The 17,281-nt window shown below is 59.8% G+C and carries 18 protein-coding genes; 12 read left to right on the top strand and 6 right to left on the bottom strand.

Annotation, left to right across the window (positions count from 1 at the left end; translation table 11 throughout):
- The first annotated feature begins 11 nt into the window (after window positions 1-11).
- From ACM110_RS07475 to ACM110_RS07485, 3 genes are all read left to right on the top strand, one after another.
- Window positions 12-893, top strand: a complete 882-nt coding sequence (locus tag ACM110_RS07475) for an ABC transporter permease subunit (RefSeq protein WP_416127298.1) — start codon at window positions 12-14, stop codon at window positions 891-893.
- On the top strand, window positions 890-1,774 hold the full coding sequence (locus ACM110_RS07480; protein WP_338586316.1) for an ABC transporter permease subunit: 885 nt from the start codon (window positions 890-892) through the stop codon (window positions 1,772-1,774). The genes ACM110_RS07475 and ACM110_RS07480 overlap by 4 nt, the downstream gene beginning before the upstream one ends.
- A gap of 217 nt (window positions 1,775-1,991) precedes the next feature.
- Window positions 1,992-3,089, top strand: coding sequence for a polyamine ABC transporter substrate-binding protein (locus ACM110_RS07485; protein ID WP_416127256.1), 1,098 nt, complete (start codon window positions 1,992-1,994; stop codon window positions 3,087-3,089).
- Window positions 3,090-3,312: 223 nt separating this feature from the next.
- Here the strand turns inward: ACM110_RS07485 and thpR are convergent, their stop codons facing one another.
- Window positions 3,313-3,852: an RNA 2',3'-cyclic phosphodiesterase gene (gene thpR, locus ACM110_RS07490; RefSeq protein WP_416127257.1), complete on the bottom strand. Its 540-nt coding sequence runs from the start codon at window positions 3,850-3,852 to the stop codon at window positions 3,313-3,315.
- 108 nt (window positions 3,853-3,960) lie between these two features.
- Between thpR and ACM110_RS07495 the strand changes: the two genes are divergently transcribed.
- Window positions 3,961-4,152, top strand: a complete 192-nt coding sequence (locus ACM110_RS07495) for a hypothetical protein (protein WP_416127258.1) — start codon at window positions 3,961-3,963, stop codon at window positions 4,150-4,152.
- A 15-nt stretch (window positions 4,153-4,167) separates the two neighbouring features.
- Here the strand turns inward: ACM110_RS07495 and ACM110_RS07500 are convergent, their stop codons facing one another.
- Entirely contained in the window at window positions 4,168-4,521 is a 354-nt protein-coding gene (locus ACM110_RS07500) for a DUF1428 domain-containing protein (RefSeq protein WP_338586312.1), read from the bottom strand.
- Between the two features lie 14 nt (window positions 4,522-4,535).
- Window positions 4,536-5,600, bottom strand: coding sequence for a hypothetical protein (locus ACM110_RS07505; RefSeq protein ID WP_416127259.1), 1,065 nt, complete (start codon window positions 5,598-5,600; stop codon window positions 4,536-4,538).
- Window positions 5,601-6,015: 415 nt separating this feature from the next.
- Between ACM110_RS07505 and ACM110_RS07510 the strand changes: the two genes are divergently transcribed.
- Window positions 6,016-6,285 carry a hypothetical protein gene (locus ACM110_RS07510; protein ID WP_416127260.1) on the top strand — a complete coding sequence of 90 codons (270 nt, stop codon included), beginning with the start codon at window positions 6,016-6,018 and terminating at the stop codon, window positions 6,283-6,285.
- Here ACM110_RS07510 and ACM110_RS07515 read toward each other — a convergent pair.
- Window positions 6,282-7,190 carry a LysR family transcriptional regulator gene (locus tag ACM110_RS07515; RefSeq protein ID WP_416127261.1) on the bottom strand — a complete coding sequence of 303 codons (909 nt, stop codon included), beginning with the start codon at window positions 7,188-7,190 and terminating at the stop codon, window positions 6,282-6,284. The genes ACM110_RS07510 and ACM110_RS07515 overlap by 4 nt on opposite strands.
- A gap of 133 nt (window positions 7,191-7,323) precedes the next feature.
- On the opposite strand from ACM110_RS07515, the gene ACM110_RS07520 reads away from it, so the two are divergent.
- Complete coding sequence (locus tag ACM110_RS07520) at window positions 7,324-8,736, top strand: MFS transporter (protein ID WP_416127262.1); 1,413 nt, start codon at window positions 7,324-7,326, stop codon at window positions 8,734-8,736.
- Between the two features lie 14 nt (window positions 8,737-8,750).
- Here ACM110_RS07520 and ACM110_RS07525 read toward each other — a convergent pair whose 3' ends face one another.
- Window positions 8,751-9,218, bottom strand: a complete 468-nt coding sequence (locus tag ACM110_RS07525; protein WP_416127263.1) for a cupin domain-containing protein — start codon at window positions 9,216-9,218, stop codon at window positions 8,751-8,753.
- Between the two features lie 267 nt (window positions 9,219-9,485).
- Here ACM110_RS07525 and ACM110_RS07530 point away from each other — a divergent pair, with 267 nt between their 5' ends.
- From ACM110_RS07530 to ACM110_RS07540, 3 genes are all read left to right on the top strand, one after another.
- Entirely contained in the window at window positions 9,486-11,942 is a 2,457-nt protein-coding gene (locus ACM110_RS07530; RefSeq protein ID WP_416127264.1) for a TonB-dependent siderophore receptor, read from the top strand.
- A gap of 109 nt (window positions 11,943-12,051) precedes the next feature.
- On the top strand, window positions 12,052-12,270 hold the full coding sequence (locus ACM110_RS07535) for a PLD nuclease N-terminal domain-containing protein (protein WP_416127265.1): 219 nt from the start codon (window positions 12,052-12,054) through the stop codon (window positions 12,268-12,270).
- A gap of 33 nt (window positions 12,271-12,303) precedes the next feature.
- The gene (locus ACM110_RS07540) at window positions 12,304-12,807 is read left to right on the top strand and encodes a cupin (RefSeq protein ID WP_416127266.1); all 504 of its coding nucleotides are present in this window, start codon (window positions 12,304-12,306) and stop codon (window positions 12,805-12,807) included.
- A 12-nt stretch (window positions 12,808-12,819) separates the two neighbouring features.
- On the opposite strand, the gene ACM110_RS07545 is transcribed toward ACM110_RS07540, so the two are convergent.
- On the bottom strand, window positions 12,820-13,254 hold the full coding sequence (locus ACM110_RS07545) for a GNAT family N-acetyltransferase (protein WP_416127267.1): 435 nt from the start codon (window positions 13,252-13,254) through the stop codon (window positions 12,820-12,822).
- 204 nt (window positions 13,255-13,458) lie between these two features.
- Here ACM110_RS07545 and ACM110_RS07550 point away from each other — a divergent pair, with 204 nt between their 5' ends.
- The 3 genes from ACM110_RS07550 (at window position 13,459) to ACM110_RS07560 (ending at window position 17,055) form a co-directional block, all read left to right on the top strand.
- Complete coding sequence (locus tag ACM110_RS07550; protein WP_416127268.1) at window positions 13,459-13,878, top strand: organic hydroperoxide resistance protein; 420 nt, start codon at window positions 13,459-13,461, stop codon at window positions 13,876-13,878.
- 613 nt (window positions 13,879-14,491) lie between these two features.
- Entirely contained in the window at window positions 14,492-15,622 is a 1,131-nt protein-coding gene (locus tag ACM110_RS07555) for a PAS domain-containing protein (RefSeq protein WP_416127269.1), read from the top strand.
- Complete coding sequence (locus tag ACM110_RS07560) at window positions 15,619-17,055, top strand: sigma-54 interaction domain-containing protein (protein WP_416127270.1); 1,437 nt, start codon at window positions 15,619-15,621, stop codon at window positions 17,053-17,055. The genes ACM110_RS07555 and ACM110_RS07560 overlap by 4 nt, the downstream gene beginning before the upstream one ends.
- Window positions 17,056-17,281 lie beyond the last annotated feature (226 nt).

A 17,281-nucleotide genomic window follows, 5' to 3' on the forward strand; every position in this document is an offset into this window, starting at 1 on the left:
TCCTGCGCCTGGTGCCCAGTGGGCGAAACCTGGTCATCGGCATTCCGTTCATATGGCTGTGCCTGTTCTTCATGCTGCCGTTCTTCCTGGTGATGAAGATCAGCTTCTCGGAAGCTGCGCTGGCCATCCCGCCCTACTCGGAGATCTATACGTTCGCCGAGCAGAAATTCAATCTGCTGCTCAACATCGGCAACTACACGTTGCTGGGCGAAGATGAGTTGTATCTCTCGGCTTATCTTGGTTCGTTGAAGGTTGCGTTGTTCAGCACGCTGGCATGCCTGGTGATCGGTTTCCCGATGGCCTACGCCATTACCAAGGCCAGCAAGGAAGCTCAAAACGTCCTGATGCTGCTGATCATGATGCCAACCTGGACCGCGATCCTGATCCGCGTCTATGCGTGGATGGGCATTCTCAGCAACAACGGCTTGCTCAACGGTTTCCTGATGTGGACCGGCCTGACTTCGCACCCGATCGAGATCCTCAACACCAACACCGCCGTATATATCGGCGTGGTGTATGCGTATCTGCCGTTCATGATCCTGCCGCTCTACGCCAACCTGGTGAAGCACGATCAGAGCCTGCTGGAAGCCGCGTCGGACCTGGGTTCGAGCACCTTCAACAGCTTCTGGAAAATCACTGTGCCGCTGGCCAAGAACGGGATCATTGCCGGTTGCATGCTGGTGTTCATTCCGGTGGTCGGCGAGTTCGTGATTCCGGAACTGCTGGGCGGCCCGGAGACCCTGATGATCGGTCGCGTGCTGTGGCAAGAGTTCTTCAATAACCGCGACTGGCCGGTGGCATCCGCCCTGGCGGTGGTGATGCTGTTGATCCTGATTGTGCCGATTCTGCTGTTTAACCGCAGTCAGGCCAAAGAGATGGAGGCACGGGGATGAAACGCTTCGGATTTTCAAAGTTCATGCTGATTTTCGGCCTGTCGTTCATCTACCTGCCGATGCTGATTCTGGTGATCTACTCGTTCAACGCCTCGAAGCTGGTGACGGTGTGGGGTGGCTGGTCGTTCAAGTGGTACGCCGGCCTGCTCGACAACTCGCAACTGATGGGTTCGGTGGTGCGCTCGCTGGAAATTGCCTGCTACACGGCGATTGCAGCCGTCGCACTAGGGACATTAGCCGCGTTCGTCCTGACCCGCGTCACTCGCTTCAAGGGCCGCACGCTGTTCGGTGGTCTGGTGACCGCGCCGCTGGTAATGCCTGAGGTGATCACCGGTCTGTCGCTGTTGCTGCTGTTCGTGGCCATGGCGCAGCTGATCGGTTGGCCGATGGAGCGTGGCATCGTCACGATCTGGATCGCCCACACCACGTTTTGTGCCGCCTACGTCGCAGTGGTAGTCTCCGCCCGCCTTCGCGAGCTGGACCTGTCCATCGAAGAAGCGGCCATGGACCTCGGTGCGAAGCCGTTCAAGGTGTTTTTCCTGATCACCATCCCAATGATCGCGCCGTCACTGGCAGCGGGCGGCATGATGTCGTTTGCCCTGTCGCTGGATGACCTGGTGTTGGCCAGCTTTGTGTCGGGCCCAGGCTCCACGACGTTGCCGATGGAAGTGTTCTCGGCGGTACGTCTGGGCGTGAAACCCGAGATCAACGCCGTGGCCAGTTTGATCCTGTTGGCCGTATCGATCGTGACCTTCATGGTCTGGTACTTCAGCCGCCGAGCCGAAGCCAGCCGTAAACGCGCGATCCAGGAAGCGATGGACCAGACCGCCAGCGAATCGTGGCAACAACCTAAAAAGCAAATGGTAGAAGCGACGGCCTAAGGCCTGCGGCACACACCTTTGTAGCAGCTGGCGAAGCCTGCGTTCGGCTGCGAAGCAGTCGTGAGTTCAGACACTGCGGTTCTTTCAGGACGATTGAATTCACAGGGTTTACGACTGCTGCGCAGCCGAACGCAGGCTTCGCCAGCTGCTACGAAGGGTGCACCGAGACTGCAATTTTGTTTTGCGTATTTGAATAAAAAAGAATGGAGTTGTACCGATGAAAATGTTTGGCAGGACTCTGCTGACACTGTCCTTATTGGGCGCGATCGCCTCGGGCGCCCAGGCCAATGACAAGGTTCTGCGCGTCTACAACTGGTCGGATTACATTGCCCCGGACACCGTCAAGAAGTTCGAAGACGAGACCGGGATCCAAGTGACCTACGATGTCTTCGACAGTAATGAAACCCTTGAAGCGCGCCTGCTGGCGGGCAAGTCCGGTTACGACATCGTCGTGCCGTCCAACAGTTTCCTGGCCAAGCAGGTCAAGGCCGGCGTGTATCAGGAACTGGACAAGTCGAAGCTGTCGAACTGGAAAAACCTCAATCCGGTGCTGCTGAAAAACGCCTCTGCCAGCGACCCGGATAACGCTCATGCCTTCCCGTACATGTGGGGCTCGATCGGCATCGGTTTCAACCCGCAGAAGGTCAAGGAAGTGCTCGGCGCCAACGCCCCGACCAATTCCTGGGACTTGCTGTTCAAACCGGAAAACGCGGAAAAACTCAAAGCCTGCGGTATCAGCTTCCTCGATTCGCCGACTGAAATGATCCCGGCTGCCCTGCACTATCTGGGCTACCCGGTGAACGACCAGGACAAGGCGCACATCGCCGAAGCCGAAGCGCTGTTCATGAAGATTCGTCCGTCGGTGTCGTACTTCCATTCGTCGAAGTACATCTCCGACCTGGCCAACGGCAACATCTGCGTAGCCGTCGGTTACTCCGGCGACGTACTGCAAGCCAAGGCCCGCGCCGAGGAAGCCGGCGACAAAGTGAAGATCGACTACAGCATCCCGAAAGAAGGCGCCGGCAGTTTCTACGACATGGTCGCCATCCCGCGTGATGCAGCAAATGTCGAGAACGCCTACCTGTTCATGAACTTCCTGATGCGCCCGGACATCATCGCCGAGATCACCAACAACATCGGCTACAGCAACGCCAACGCGGCGGCGACGCCACTGGTGGATGAAGCGATTCGCAACGATCCGGGTTCGTATCCGCCGGAAGCGGTGATGGCCACGTTGTATGCCATTCCTGATCAGCCGATTGGCGTGCAGCGGATCATGACTCGGGGTTGGACCAAGGTGAAGCTCGGTAAGTAACTGATACACACAATGCCGCATTTGTAGGAGCTGCCGCAGGCTGCGATCTTTTGATCTTGATTTTGAAAAACAAAGTCAAAAGATCGCAGCCAGCGGCAGCTCCTACAGGGGATCTTGAAATGTTTTCCAATCATGCAGCGCCTTACCACCGCTGCATCACTCACCTGGCTCCTCGGTTAAGGTGAAGTTTGGCGCCCTCGGGCGCCTTTTTTTGTTTGGTTTTTTACGCGTTGCCCAGCGGCCATTCGGCCAGCGCCCGATAACGGCCCTTGTGCGATTCGAACAGGATGAAGCGATCGGCACGCAGGAAAAATTCCGGTGGCGTGGCGGATTCCGGGACCGGCGCGCGATAGTCGCGGGCCAGCGTCAGGTGCGGTCGAAACTCCCGTGGCGCATCCTCCAGCGCAAACGGCAACAACGCCTGTTCCAGGTCATACACCAGCCGCAACAACGCCGGCGGTGCCTGCTCCGGCGCAAGAACCAATGCCCCTGCCCTGCGCCACACCTCCAGCCGATCCAGCACAACAGTCAATCGCTCGCCCGGCGTGCGAATAGCCGCAGCCGCCTCACAGATATCAGTAATCTGCGCTATGGCGACCGACCCCAGAAACTTCAGGGTCAGATGAAAATTCTCCACTGGCACCGGGCGTCCGCTCCTCAGCTGCAACGCGCTGCGCCATTGGGCGATGGCCTTGCGTTGCGCCGGGGCGCAGTCCAGTGCGAAGAACAGTCGTTTGAACGGTTCACGGGATTCGTCAGTCATGCGGGGGATCTCTTGCCGGATCACTTGAGTCTACAACCGACAAGGCGTTTCTGGCGCCTTGCGGCATGCGCGTTATAGTTCAAGCAAACCAATCAACCGGAGGTGACCATGCGCCAGATACTCAGCAAAGAGCCATGGTGGGCCGCCCCGCCCAAGCCCGGGCAGAATGAGTTCGAGCTGGAATGGGGTTGGCTGGTGCATTACAGCGAAGGCGAACCACGTTTCGAATTCATCCGCGTGCGGCCGACAGACAACGAGATTCGCAACCGCAAGAGCTGCAGGATCACCCCGGCGGAGTAATCCTGCAATTTCGGTTCAAGCTTTCACGATCATTTCAAAACCGCCGAAAATCATCCTTTGACCATCGAACGGCATTGGATTGACGTCTGGCTGGACCCTCGGATCGGTCATCAGCTTCGCCATCCCGGCATCACGGGTAGGCTTGTCCGGCCAGACAATCCAGGAAAACACCACGGTTTCGTCCTCTTTGAGTTTCACCGCCATGGGCAGCGAGGTCACCTTGCCGTCGGGGACATCGTCGCCCCAGCACTCGGCGAGGCTGAGCGCGCCGTTCTCGATGAAAATGGCGGCGGCCATCTCCGCGTGCTTCTTGAACTTTTCGCGGTTGGCGGTGGGTACAGCAGCAACAAAGCCATCGACATAAGACATGAGTGTTCTCCTTTTCATGGGTTGATCTGCTGGTTAGTCGATTGACTGGGGCTCCATTCGACATTGCCGACATCCTGGCCGACCGGCGGTTGCGCACTGCCAGCCAGGCTGCCTTCGATCTGTCCCGCCATGTACAGCGTACCGGCCATTACACCGCTGGTCGGGTTCTGCACCAGCTTCGTCCAGGCCTTGTCGAAAGTGTTGCCCAGGCTGCTGCGGATCAGCGCCTCGCTGTCCGGGCGATCAGCGGCCTGAATCAATGCACGAATGCCCGCGACCCCCACGGTAATCAATCCGCCAGCCAGTTTGCCCGCTGCCGCCGCCACTGCACTGGCCGCACCGCGCGGGGCCATTTCGGCTTCCATGCGTTGGCTGGCGCGCCTGGCCACGGGAGCCATGGCGGTGTCGGTGGAGTCGACGCCTTTCTCGCCACCGGCCTTGTGCACTTTATCGACCAACGCGGCGTAGGCCGGTAACGAGTTCAGAGGCTCGGCGTGGACGACCGTGTACAGCGAAGCATCCCGCGCTGAGGGTGGTCCGAGGGCGATGGCCGGGACTTTCTGGATGCGGCCGTTGAGTTGGGCCATCGGCACGCCGTGGCGTTGCGAGATTTTTTGCAGTTCCTCTTTGAGAATGTCCACGTAGAACGCGGCCGCCAGGCTGAGTATCGCGTCCGGATCAATCTCCACCGCCACAGGTGCCAACACCTTCTCCTGGTATTGCTCCAGCAAATAAGCGGCCAGGCGTTTTTCCGAGGTGTCCTGTTCGCCCTTGGCGCTGATGGTGTACCAACTGACTTTCATCGACAGCCATTCCTGGGTCCAGTAACTGCTGAACCAGGGGATGAAGTTCTCTTCGGTCAATTGGTAGACCCGGGTACGCCAGTAATCCATGGCGCCACGGGCATAGATTTTGGTCTGCTCGGTGGCCGATTGCGACGCTGCGACAATTTCCTGATCGACTTGCTGCCAGGTGCTTGGCGAAATCATCACCTGCGGCACTTCCACCGGCGCGCGCGGTGCCGTGACGCATCCCGCCAACACCAAAAGCACGGCGACGATCAGCGAACGCAGGTTCAAGATCGCGGTTCCCAAAAGTCTGCGCCGGACCGAGTGCCCGGCGCTTAAAAGGTCCTGATTTGAGTATAGGTGGCAGTCTCTACCGACCCAACGTTGATGTTGCCGCTGATGCCGCCATCGCGGGCAAGCCCGCTCCCACAGGTTATTGGCCAACCCGGCCCATTGTGGGAGCTGGCTTGCCAGCGATGAGGCCCGTGAGAACACCCGAAAACCCGACCATCACTCCCATCGATATTCACCATCGCCACGAATGCCTTCCGCTCCAAAACCGTCAGCGTAGGATCAATTTCAACCCAACACGAAACCCTGTAACGGAGGGTCGAACCATGCTGATCCATCTCCTGACCTGCCTGGCCCTGACGGCCTTCACGTTGAGCGTATTTGCCTGGTTCCTCCTGTCCGAGGAGCGCACGTCATGATCACTGAAGTCACCCTGGCCGTGAGATTCCCGGTATTCGGCAACAACTACTACTCGCAGCAATTCGAGTCTCGTAAGGTGTTGACCCTGATGTTCGACGAAAAATTCGAAGCATTGCTGATTCCGTCAGCCGGTCATCACTTCAACAACGAAGTGGTCGGGCTCAACGATCAGTTCCGCTTCTTGAATGATGTGCTGACCGAGCATTTGCTTGAAATCGAGATGACCCAGAACGCCCCACGTTCGGCACGCTCGTTTACCTTCTAGAGCACTCCGTTTGCTGCTTGCCCGCAGACCTCACGCAAGCAGCTCCGCAACCAGCGATGCACCGGGTCGGCATCCAGCCTTGGGTGCCAGAGCATCGCCACGGTAAATTCCTCCATGGACAACGGCAGCTCGAAGCTGCGCATGCCGGTGCGCAGGTTAGCGGTATGACGTTCGGGCACGCTGGCGATCAGGTCACTGCCGCGAGCCAATGCCAGCGCCGTTGAAAAACCGCCGACGATGGTCGCGATCTGACGCTTCAATCCGAGCGGCTCCAGCGCCTCATCAATCGGCCCTTTTTCCAATCCCCGTCGTGACACGCTGATATGGCTGCCCGCCGCATAGCGCGCGGGCGTGATCGCGTCATCACCCAGCGAATGTCCCAGGCGCACCACGCCGATGAAGCGGTCGCGGAACAGGCCTTGAGTCCGCAGCTCCGGGCTGGCGGACTTCCCTACTACACCGGTTTCCAGATCGACCGTGCCGTCGCGCAGTGATGTGCTGTCCTTGTCGGGTTTGTGCACGAAACGCAGGCGCACGCCAGGTGCCTGTGTAGTGACGAGCGCGATCAGCGCAGCACCGAAGTTTTCAACAAAGCCTTCACTGGTGCGCAAGGTGAAGGTGCGTTCCAAGTGCTTGAGGTCAGGTTGCTCGGCCGGGCGCAGCACCGCTTCGGCGTCTTGAACCAACTGACTGACACGCTCACGCAGCTCCAGTGCTCGCGGCGTCGGCACCAGACCGCGCCCGGCCCGGACCAGCAGCGGATCGCCCGTGGTTTCGCGCAGACGCGCCAGCGCCCGGCTCATCGCCGACGGACTGAGGCGCAAGCGCTTGGCAGCCCCCGCCACGCTGCCTTCGGTCAAAAGGACATCCAGGGTGATCAACAAGTTGAAATCGGGAGCGGACATGGATCGCACCGTGCTTGAGTGAAGTGGCGTTGTACGCACGTATTAAGTGCAACCAGTGCGTCTTCCGCCATGTTAGGCCCGGGCGTAGATTTGCGGTAGCTCCAATCGGGAGTGGCCACAAAAGAGAGTCCGCATGCAATCCACAACAGCCGTCACACCTGCGTTGTCAGTCAGATGGGCACTGGTCAGCCTGTCGCTGTCGATGCTTCTGTCATCGCTCGGCACCAGTATCGCCAACGTGGGTTTGCCGACACTGGCCGAGGTGTTCGATGCGTCGTTTCAACAGGTGCAGTGGATCGTCCTCGCCTACCTGCTGGCCATTACCACCCTGATCGTCAGTGTTGGTCGCCTCGGTGATCTCATCGGACGGCGTCGCCTGCTGTTATCCGGGATCGGTTTGTTCACGCTCGCTTCCGCCCTGTGCGGTCTGGCGCCGACCCTTGATCTGCTGATCGGCGCCCGAGCGCTGCAAGGCCTCGGCGCGGCGATCATGATGGCGCTGACGCTGGCGTTCGTCGGCGAGACGGTGAGCAAAGAAAAGACCGGCAGCGCCATGGGCCTGCTCGGCACCATGTCGGCCATCGGCACGGCGATGGGGCCTTCGCTCGGAGGTGTGCTGATTGCCACGTTCGGCTGGCAGGCGATTTTCCTGATCAGCGTGCCCTTGGGCCTGCTGACCCTACTGCTCGCCCACCGCTACTTGCCCGTTGATCGGCAGACATCAAAACGCGCCGTTTTCGATCCGCTGGGTACTTTGGTGCTGGCCCTGACGCTCGGCGCCTACGCGCTGGCCATGACCCTCGGGCGCGGCCATTTCGGCACGTTGAATATCGCCCTGCTGTTGGCAGCTTGCGTCGGCGTCGGTGTGTTTGTGTGGGTTGAAGAGCGCGTGGCTGCGCCGCTGATTCGCCTGGCGATGTTCCGCGATCCGCAACTCAGTGGCAGCCTGGTCATGAGCCTGTTGGTGACAACGGTATTGATGACGACCCTGGTGGTCGGGCCGTTCTATTTGTCCCAGGCGCTTGGGTTGAACGCCATCGGGGTCGGGCTGGTGATGTCGGTCGGGCCATTGGTTGCCGCGTTGACCGGCGTACCTGCCGGGCGCACTGCCGACCGTTTCGGCGCCCGACGCATGACCTTCGCTGGCCTGATCGCCATCGCGCTTGGCTGTTTCCTGTTGTCGATGCTGCCGAGCAGCTACGGCATTGGCGGCTACATCGCGCCGATGGTGGTGATCACGTTGGGCTATGCCGTGTTCCAGACCGCCAACAATACGGCGGTCATGGCCGATGTCCAGGCGGAGCAACGGGGCGTGGTGTCGGGCTTGCTCAATCTGTCACGCAATCTGGGGTTGATCACCGGGGCTTCGGTGCTGGGCGCGGTGTTCGCCATGGCCTCGGCGACGGTCGACCTGAGTACCGCACAACCCGACGCGATTGCCAGCGGCATGCGCATGACGTTTACCGTCGCGTTGGGGTTGATTGGCATTGCCTGCCTGATTGCGATGGGCAGCCACGCGCTGACCACGGGGCGTGATCAGCGCTAAGCAGTCCCGAGCGCTTATTGCTCGATTTTCAACAGCGGCGTGTCTTTCTTGACGATATAGGTGGCCAGTTCCGAAGCCTTGACGGTGCCGACGTTCTTCGCCTTATGCACGGTGCCGGCCGGGATGTACAGGGAGTCACCAGCCTTGAGCGTGACGTTTGGCTGGCCCTCAAGTTCGTACTCGAACGTCCCGGAAATCACGTGGGCGACTTCGACACCCGGATGCGAGTGTTTCGGCGACACGACACCCGGATCGAAATCGACCAGCACCTGAATCACTTCACGCCCTTCTACATCGAGGTCGTGCCGCACCAGATCGGTACGCTTGATGCCGGTCTGCCAACTCTTGGCGGGAGCCTGGCCGGCATCGGCGGCTGGTTTGGTCTCTTGGGCCTGAGACAAACCAGCGAAAGCGGTGAGTGCCGCGGCGACGATGGCGACGCCGAGCAGGCTGGCGGCGTTGGTTTTGTTATTTCGGGACATCGCAATTCTCCAATGAGCGCGGGGTAAAAAATGCGCGGGATGCCGTTGTGCGGCAGCCCCATTACGCGGCCGGCGTGTATCGCGTTCGTGTCCCGCCGGGGCTGTTTTTGTATGCGCAAGTAGCGGTTGGCGAGGGAGATACGTTCAGATACACGGACCGGTGAACGACGCTCGAAAATATTTTCAACTTTTGCTGATACCTTTTTCGCGGTCGTTCGGTGTGTAGGGAAATTCTCCTTTTTCCTTTGCACCCACAGGCATTGCCGAATGACTTCCCGATCGCTCCCGAACCGCAGCAAACTCCGTCCGGCCCGCATCCCCATGAATGCGCTGAGCCTGGCCATCGCCCTGTCCGCCATGGCCCCCGCGCACAGCGTCTGGGCTGCCGACCCTACTCAAAATACTGCTTCGCGCACTTACGCCATCGGCGCCGGTTCGCTGTCCAGTGTGCTGGCGCAGTTCGCGGCGCAGTCAGGGGTCTTGTTGTCTTTCGATGCCGACTTGCTGAAGGATCAGAACAGCCAGGGCCTGCAAGGCAATTTCACCGTGCAGTCCGGTTTCGCCCGGTTGCTGCAAGGCAGCGGCAATTCGCTGATCGCCACCGGCGCCGACAGCTACACCGTGGCGCCCCAGGTCAACAGCGGCGCGGCGCTGGAGCTGGGCGCCACCACGGTCAGCGGCATCGCCACCGAAGCCGATACCTATGCCGGCGGTCAGGTCGCCCGTTCGGCGCGCCTGGGTGTGCTGGGCAATCGCGATATCAATGATGTGCCGTTCAGCGTGGTCAGCTACACCGCCAAGACCATCGAGGATCAGCAGGCGCGCACCGTCGGTGATGTGTTGCTCAACGACTCGTCAGTGCGCCAGTCCGCGGGCTTCGGCAACTTCTCGCAAGTGTTCACCATTCGCGGTTTGCCACTGACCACCGACGACATTTCGTTCAATGGCCTGTACGGCGTGCTGCCACGGCAGATCATCACCACCGAAGCGCTGGAGCGGGTCGAGCTGTTCAAGGGCCCGAACGCGTTCATCAACGGTGTCGCGCCGGGCGGCAGCGGCATCGGCGGTAGCGTCAACCTGGTGCCCAAGCGCGCACAGGACACCCCGACCCGCAGCGTGACCCTCGATTACGCCAGTGACAGTCAGGTTGGCGGGCACATCGACCTCGGCCAGCGCTTCGGTGAAGACAACCGCTTCGGCGCACGGGTCAATCTCGCCCAGCACGGTGGCGATACTGCTGTGGATGATGAAAGCGAACACTCACAGCTAATCGCCGTCGGCCTCGATTATCGCGGTGAGCGCCTGCGCGTCTCCACCGACCTCGGCTACCAAAAACAACGCATAAACAACGGTCGCTCAGTGGTCTACCCCACCGGCACCAAAGTCCCGCACGCGCCGTCGGCCAAAGACAACTACGCCCAGGACTGGACCTGGTCGGAGCTCGAAGACACCTATGGCATGGTCAACGCCGAGTACGATCTCAACGACAACTGGACCGCCTACGCCGGCGGTGGCGCCAAGCACACCCGGGAAAACGGCCAGTATTCGTCGCTGTATGTCGCCAACGACGGCAGCGGCAAAGTCGGCTTCCTCTACTCGCCCCATGATGAAGACAACAAAAGCGCGATCGCCGGTTTGAACGGTCATTTCAATACCGGCCCGATCACGCACCAGATGAACTTCGGTTTGTCCGGCACTTGGGGTGAACAGCGTTCGGCATTCGAAGCGATCCTCGTAGCCAACCGCGTCAACGGCAATCTGTACAACCCGGTTCAAGTACCGCGCCCGACCAATACCTATTTCGGCAGCGATATCCATGACCCGCGCATCGTCGGCAAAACCCGAGTCAAGAGTGCCGCCGTTTCCGACACCCTGGGCTTCATCGACGACCGCGTCCTGCTGACCCTCGGCGTGCGCCGCCAGACCATCGAAGCCGATGCTTGGAACACCACCAGCGGTGCACGTACCGCCAACTACGAAGAGTCGATCACCACACCGGTCTACGGTTTGGTGATCAAGCCGTGGGAGCATGTGTCCTTCTACGCCAACCGCATCGAAGGCCTGCAACAAGGCCCGACCTCGCCGTCCACCGGCGTCACCAACCCCAACGAAATGTTCGCGCCTAACCGCAGCAAACAGACCGAGGCTGGAGTAAAGCTGGACTGGAACAGCTTCGGCGCGACGCTGGGTGTGTACCGCATCGAGATGCCCAACAGCTCGACCTCGACCGTCACCGGCAACCGCTTGCCGACCTTCAGCGTCGACGGCGAGCAAATAAACAAAGGTGTCGAGCTGAACGTATTCGGCGAGCCGCTCGATGGCCTGCGCGTGCTGGCCGGGGCGACCTGGATGGACACCGAACAGAAGAAAACCTCCAACGGCCTCAACGACGGCAATCGTGCCGCTGGGGTGCCGCGCTTCCAGTACAACCTCGGCGCCGACTGGGACGTGCCGGGCATTCAGGGCGCGGCCCTCAGCGGACGCATGCTGCGCACCGGCGGCGAATACGTGAACGCCGCCAACACCTTGAGTATCCCGGCCTGGACCCGCGTCGACCTCGGCGCTCGCTATGGTTTCAAGGCCGATGACAAATACATCACCCTGCGCGCCAACGTCGAAAACGTGGCGAACAAGGCGTACTGGTCCTCGGCCTCGACGTCCAACAACTACCTGACCCAGGGCGAACCACGGACGCTGAAATTGTCGGCGACGGTGGATTTCTAAGGGCTCGCTACGCCGGTCATAAGGACATGATCGGCCACAGCAATCCGCAAATTTAATGAACCCTGCGCGCCCACACTCACCTAACTGAATGACCATCAGGAGGTGACACATGCAATTTGAAACAACGTGGATCGTGCTCGCGGCTGTTCTTCTACTGATTGAATTGTGGGCGATCAATCGGCTGCGCAAGAGCGACGGCAAGGCGAGCACCCGAGGCGTCTGGATGGTGGTGATCGTGTTCGTGCCGTTGCTGGGCTTGATCGCCTGGGCCTTGGCCGGGCCGAAGCACATCGCGCACAACCCGCAGTCGGCGCAGGCCCGACAATAACCCGAGAGATGCACCAGGCTCAGGAGGTCGCTCATGACTGCTCAAATCTTGCTGCTTGAACGCAACGGCTGGGTGCCCAATAACCCGCGTCTGCCGGTGCTGGTTTACCCGAAGGCCATTGTCATTGAAGGCAGCGACCCGGCGGCGCTGTTCGAGAAAACCTTCAGTGCCAATGGCTGGCCGCCGCAGTGGCGCGACGGGGTTTACAACTATCACCACTATCACACCGAGGGTCATGAAGTGCTGGGCATCGCCAGCGGTCATGCACGGTTGATACTCGGTGGCCCGGAGGGCCATGTGTTGGAGGTCGGTCCGGGCGATGTGGTGTTGCTGCCTGCCGGCACCGGTCATTGCAACCTTGGCGCCAGCGATGATTTTCTAGTGGTTGGGGCTTACCCACCGGGCCAGCGTCCTGATATTTGCCGAGAAGCGCCGAACGCTGAACAACTGGCGAACATCACGAAACTGCCGTTTCCCGATCAGGATCCGGTGCAGGGAGTGGAGGGTGCGTTGACGCAATACTGGCGATGCACTTGAACATTTAACTCATTACGCATTTGCATTCCCCGAGCGGATAAACGAATACCGGTCAATATCCGTGCGCAATTGCCAGCCCTGCCCTTGCCAATACCGGGCCGCCGCCTCGTTGGTCTTGAACACATCAAGATGACACTTGAGGATGCCTTCGCGCTCAAGGCTCGACAGACAACGCTCAACCAGCGCGTTGGCGATGCCCTGCCGACGAAACTCGGGCAGCACCAGCAAGTGCTGCAAATAGCCCCGGCGACCGTCATGCCCGCACATCACACAGCCGCACAATGTGCCGTCGACTTCAGCCACGAAGCTCATGCCGGAATTGCGTTGCAGATATCGCGCAGTCGATTCGCGGGAGTCGGCATCGCGCAATGAGATGCCCGGTGTGTTTTTCATGAGGTCGATGACCGCCTCGTAATCGTCCAGGGTCATGACGCGAATGTTGAACATGGGTTTTGGCCTGCTGAATGGCGGGCAGCGCAGCCTAGCAAAAGCCGCTGGGGCGTTGTGTGAACAGCTGATGATTTGTATCAATCTGTATTTGGCACCGGTGAGATTACACAGCGATACACAACGCCGGGTTCAAGACACATACGGCGTACATGAAGGTGGAAAAGTGCGCGGGTCGCAGTTCAACCTTTGCTGGAGCCATTCATGATCAATCAAATCGAAACCGTGCTGTACACCGGCAAGACCGTCACCACTGGCGGCCGCCAGGGCGAGTCGCGCAGTGATGACGGGCGTCTGGAAATCAAGCTGTCCCCGCCTGGCTCTGCCGGCAGCGGCACCAATCCCGAACAACTGCTGGGTGCCGGTTGGTCGGCGTGTTTCATCGGTGCGCTGGGCAAGGCAGCGGTTGCGTTGAAAGTGAGCCTGCCGGCTGACACCAGCGTTGCAACCGAGATAGACCTGGGCAAGACCGAAAACGCATTTTTTCTCCAGGCGCGTCTGAACGTCAGCCTGCCGGGCGTGGACCCGGTGCTGGCGCGCACGCTGGTGGACGCTGCTCACCAGACCTGCCCGTATTCCAAGGCGACTCGTGGCAACATCGACGTGACGATCAATCTGGTTTGATGGCATAGCGCGGACAAACAAATGCCCCGGCAGGCGGGGCATTTGATCTTGGCGAGCTGCATTTGCACAGCTGCACAAGCAGGCTTCTAGAGCCTAGTAGGTGGCCAGCGCTGGTCTCTGGCTTACGAGGTTTATCAGGACTCTCACAGCAACAGCAACGTGCTGTCCTGCTTCACACGGCATAAGGGCTGGATCTCAGCGCGGAGATCTTTCTAACCGTGTACCCTTCGGAGCGCGCCCCACGCGTCCTCGCTATCCGCTTGCGCATCAGTCTGCGTTTTCACCTACACCTTCAGAGTAGCAAAACACCCGAAGTGTGGGCCGCTGTTTTTAGACCGATTTCATCCTGTCGCAAATATCGCTGGATTGAAAAATACTATGCGCGTCAGGTCACCCATCGGAATGCCGCCCGCCCCCGGTTCCGCCGCATTAAGCTCGACTCAAGCGCTGCATAAATGCACATTTCGCTGCAATATCACAGCATCCAACGAAGTGCCTGTCTTGTGTTGCTCCCTGTTCACAGGCTTTTGAGTTGGCATGCGAAATGCCCGCCTTTTGTTGCCTGTGGTTTTTCATCCAGGAACCCAATAAACCAGATTGAGCCAACCCAACGATGGACATCCTGAATTTGCTGGCCAGAAAAGCCCAGCCTCTGGCCAGTACCCTGAGTGCCGACGGGCACCTGCTCAACCTTTCCGCCAGCCTGAGCGATCAATTGGGTTATGCACCCGAAGAACTGCTCGACCAGCCGATCGAACGCATCTTCAGCGTCGACTCGATGCGTACTGTGCAATCACTGTTTGCCAATCCACCTGCCGATGAACAGATCCACAGCCTGGAATTGACCCTAATTCGCCACAACGGCGGGCTGTTGCACGTAATTGCCAGTGGCTTGCTGGAATGGCGGACAGTACAACCGGCACATCTTCATCTATTGAAAGTCCCGCTCGGGATTCTGGGTCATCGGCTACGGGAAATGCACAACGCCAATGAGGTAATGAGCCAGATGCTGCAGAGCGCCAAGGTCGCCTACTGGTGCATCGAGTTCGCCGAGGCGGTGGACATCAACAATTCACCGGATGAAATCGTCCGCCAGGTGTTCGAAAACGACTCCCATTGGCGCCTGTGCAACCGGGCAATGGCCGATGTCTACGAGATGCCGTCTGATGTCGATTTCAACCAGCAACCGGTGCGACTGTACTGGCCGCGCAGCCCGGCCAACGAAGAGTTCGTGCGGCGTTTGATCGAAGCCGGGTTCAGCGTCGATTGCGCACTGTCGGTGGACCGTCGCCATGACGGCTCGCCCGCCTACGTGGAAAACGACGTACGGGCGACCATCGTCAACGGCCAGTTGTTGCGGATGTGGGGCAGTATTCGCGACGTCAGCCAGGAACTGCGCATGCAGCACGACGCCGAGCAACGCATCGATGCCCTGCGCCGGGTGTTCGATGCAGTGCCCGACGCGGTGCTGGTGATCGATGAACACCTGCAACCGCAATGGCGCAACGCAGCCTTCGAAGAAACCTTTGGCATCACCCAAGGTACCGGCATCGCTCGACTGTTGCTGGACAACGCTCTTCCCGAACGCACTTGGCAAAGCCTGCCCCTGCCGGGCCTTGGCGGGCGCGAACGGCACTTCAATGTGCATTGTTCGCGCATCCTGATCCGTGAAGGCGTGGCCTGGCGGGTTGCGGTGTTCCGCCAAAGCCAGGGCGTTCGCCGCACCGAAGAGTTGCACCCATGAACGATACCAACCTGCCCCCAACCATGCAGATGGGCATGCGTTCTTCGGTCAATGTCAGCACTGAAGTGCTGGGGGCACTGCTGCAAACTCCAGCGCTGCACGCCTTGCTCGACAGCTTCAGCGAAGCGCTGATCGTGACGGACGGCGAAGGCCAGGTGCGCTTTCTCAATCTGGCCGCCGAACGTGTCAACCGGCTCTCCAAACAGCAAGCCGTCGGGCTGTCGGAAAGTGATTTTTTCCAGCGTTCGGCCTTGAATTACGACGATCTGCTGGCTGCATTGAATCGCGGTGGCAACAGCGCGTTGACCCGCTCGCGAGAAGGTCGCGTCCTGCTCAGCAGCACGCATGCGATTCCCACGGGGGCTTACGAAAAACCGTTCCGCATGTTGACCCAGAAAGACTTCGACGGCAGTCAGCCACAGCGTCGAACCTCCCTTGGCAGCCGACCGGTAGAACCCCAGGGACTGCGTGATCCTCAGGACAATGCCCTGCATCTTTCCCCGCAACTGTCGAGCATCGCCGATACCGGCGTGCGTGCTTTTCGCCGGCGCGCACGGTTGTTGCTGCTGGGTGAACCGGGGGTCGGCAAGACCGCCATCGCCCGGCATATTCATCGGGCGGCCGGTTGGGGTGACCGGCCGTTCATTCACGTCAATTGCGGGAGCATTCCCGAGAGCCTGTTCGAGTCGGAGATGTTCGGTTACGAGCGCGGCGCGTTCACCGGCGCCTTGCAGGGCGGCAAGCAAGGCTATATCGAGGCGGCCTCGGGCGGGACATTGTTTCTCGACGAAATCGGCGAAATCCCCCTGCATGTCCAGGCCAAGTTATTGAAGTTTCTTGAAGACAGCACCATCCAGTCAGTCGGCTCGCCCCTGAGCAAGACCGTACAGGTGCAGGTCATCGCCGCCACCAACAAAGACCTGCGCCACTTGGTGGGCACCGGCGAGTTTCGTGCCGACCTTTACTATCGCCTCGCCGTGCTGCCGGTTGAAATTCCGCCGCTGCGTCAGCATCGGGATGATTTGCCGTTTCTGATCGATATTCTCCTGAGCCGCATCAATGGCGACCGCGAGCCGTCGCTGAGCCTGTCGACCGGCTGCCGCAAGCGTCTGATGAGCTATGACTTTCCGGGCAATATTCGGGAACTGGTGAACATCTTCGAGCGGCTGGCAGTGCTGGCCGACGATGAAGCGCAGGAACATCACCTGCCGGCCGAACTGCTAGAACCACAGCGCTCGCCGTCGCACTTGAGACCTTCCATCGTAGAGGACGAGGCGCAAGACAACCCGGAGCAAAACCTCAAGCTTCAGGTTCAACAGTTCGAACGCCAAGTGATCCTCCAGGCCGTGGACCTGTGCGGCAGCAAGCGCAAGGCTGCGCAGCACCTGGGCATCGACATCGGCACGCTGATTCGCAAATTGCAGCGCGATTGACCGCCGACAGGCGGTTGCACAGCGGATTGTGCGCCAAGCCGAACCAAACCAGGCGCTGCAAAAACGCCTACACATCTGTTTACTTTTGCCTGCATTGCAGACCATCACGAACACTATTTCCTTATTATTCAACAAGTTAAATACTTGGCACGACCTATGCTCCTGCTACTCGCAACCCACCATCGTTGGGCTTTGCATCGGAGCCGGCTTCCATCCGCCGGCTCGC

Source organism: Pseudomonas sp. NFX98 (genome assembly GCF_047784845.1).
GTDB lineage: Bacteria > Pseudomonadota > Gammaproteobacteria > Pseudomonadales > Pseudomonadaceae > Aquipseudomonas.

Coding starts and splice junctions, on each gene's coding strand:
- ACM110_RS07540 (WP_416127266.1), top strand. CDS start 12,304: ATGACTGCTCAAATCTTGCTGCTTGAACGCAACGGCTGGGTGCCCAAT.
- ACM110_RS07510 (WP_416127260.1), top strand. CDS start 6,016: ATGATCACTGAAGTCACCCTGGCCGTGAGATTCCCGGTATTCGGCAAC.
- ACM110_RS07485 (WP_416127256.1), top strand. CDS start 1,992: ATGAAAATGTTTGGCAGGACTCTGCTGACACTGTCCTTATTGGGCGCG.
- ACM110_RS07480 (WP_338586316.1), top strand. CDS start 890: ATGAAACGCTTCGGATTTTCAAAGTTCATGCTGATTTTCGGCCTGTCG.
- ACM110_RS07530 (WP_416127264.1), top strand. CDS start 9,486: ATGACTTCCCGATCGCTCCCGAACCGCAGCAAACTCCGTCCGGCCCGC.
- thpR (WP_416127257.1), bottom strand. CDS start 3,852: ATGACTGACGAATCCCGTGAACCGTTCAAACGACTGTTCTTCGCACTG.
- ACM110_RS07555 (WP_416127269.1), top strand. CDS start 14,492: ATGGACATCCTGAATTTGCTGGCCAGAAAAGCCCAGCCTCTGGCCAGT.
- ACM110_RS07560 (WP_416127270.1), top strand. CDS start 15,619: ATGAACGATACCAACCTGCCCCCAACCATGCAGATGGGCATGCGTTCT.
- ACM110_RS07535 (WP_416127265.1), top strand. CDS start 12,052: ATGCAATTTGAAACAACGTGGATCGTGCTCGCGGCTGTTCTTCTACTG.
- ACM110_RS07500 (WP_338586312.1), bottom strand. CDS start 4,521: ATGTCTTATGTCGATGGCTTTGTTGCTGCTGTACCCACCGCCAACCGC.
- ACM110_RS07525 (WP_416127263.1), bottom strand. CDS start 9,218: ATGTCCCGAAATAACAAAACCAACGCCGCCAGCCTGCTCGGCGTCGCC.
- ACM110_RS07515 (WP_416127261.1), bottom strand. CDS start 7,190: ATGTCCGCTCCCGATTTCAACTTGTTGATCACCCTGGATGTCCTTTTG.
- ACM110_RS07545 (WP_416127267.1), bottom strand. CDS start 13,254: ATGTTCAACATTCGCGTCATGACCCTGGACGATTACGAGGCGGTCATC.
- ACM110_RS07520 (WP_416127262.1), top strand. CDS start 7,324: ATGCAATCCACAACAGCCGTCACACCTGCGTTGTCAGTCAGATGGGCA.
- ACM110_RS07495 (WP_416127258.1), top strand. CDS start 3,961: ATGCGCCAGATACTCAGCAAAGAGCCATGGTGGGCCGCCCCGCCCAAG.
- ACM110_RS07550 (WP_416127268.1), top strand. CDS start 13,459: ATGATCAATCAAATCGAAACCGTGCTGTACACCGGCAAGACCGTCACC.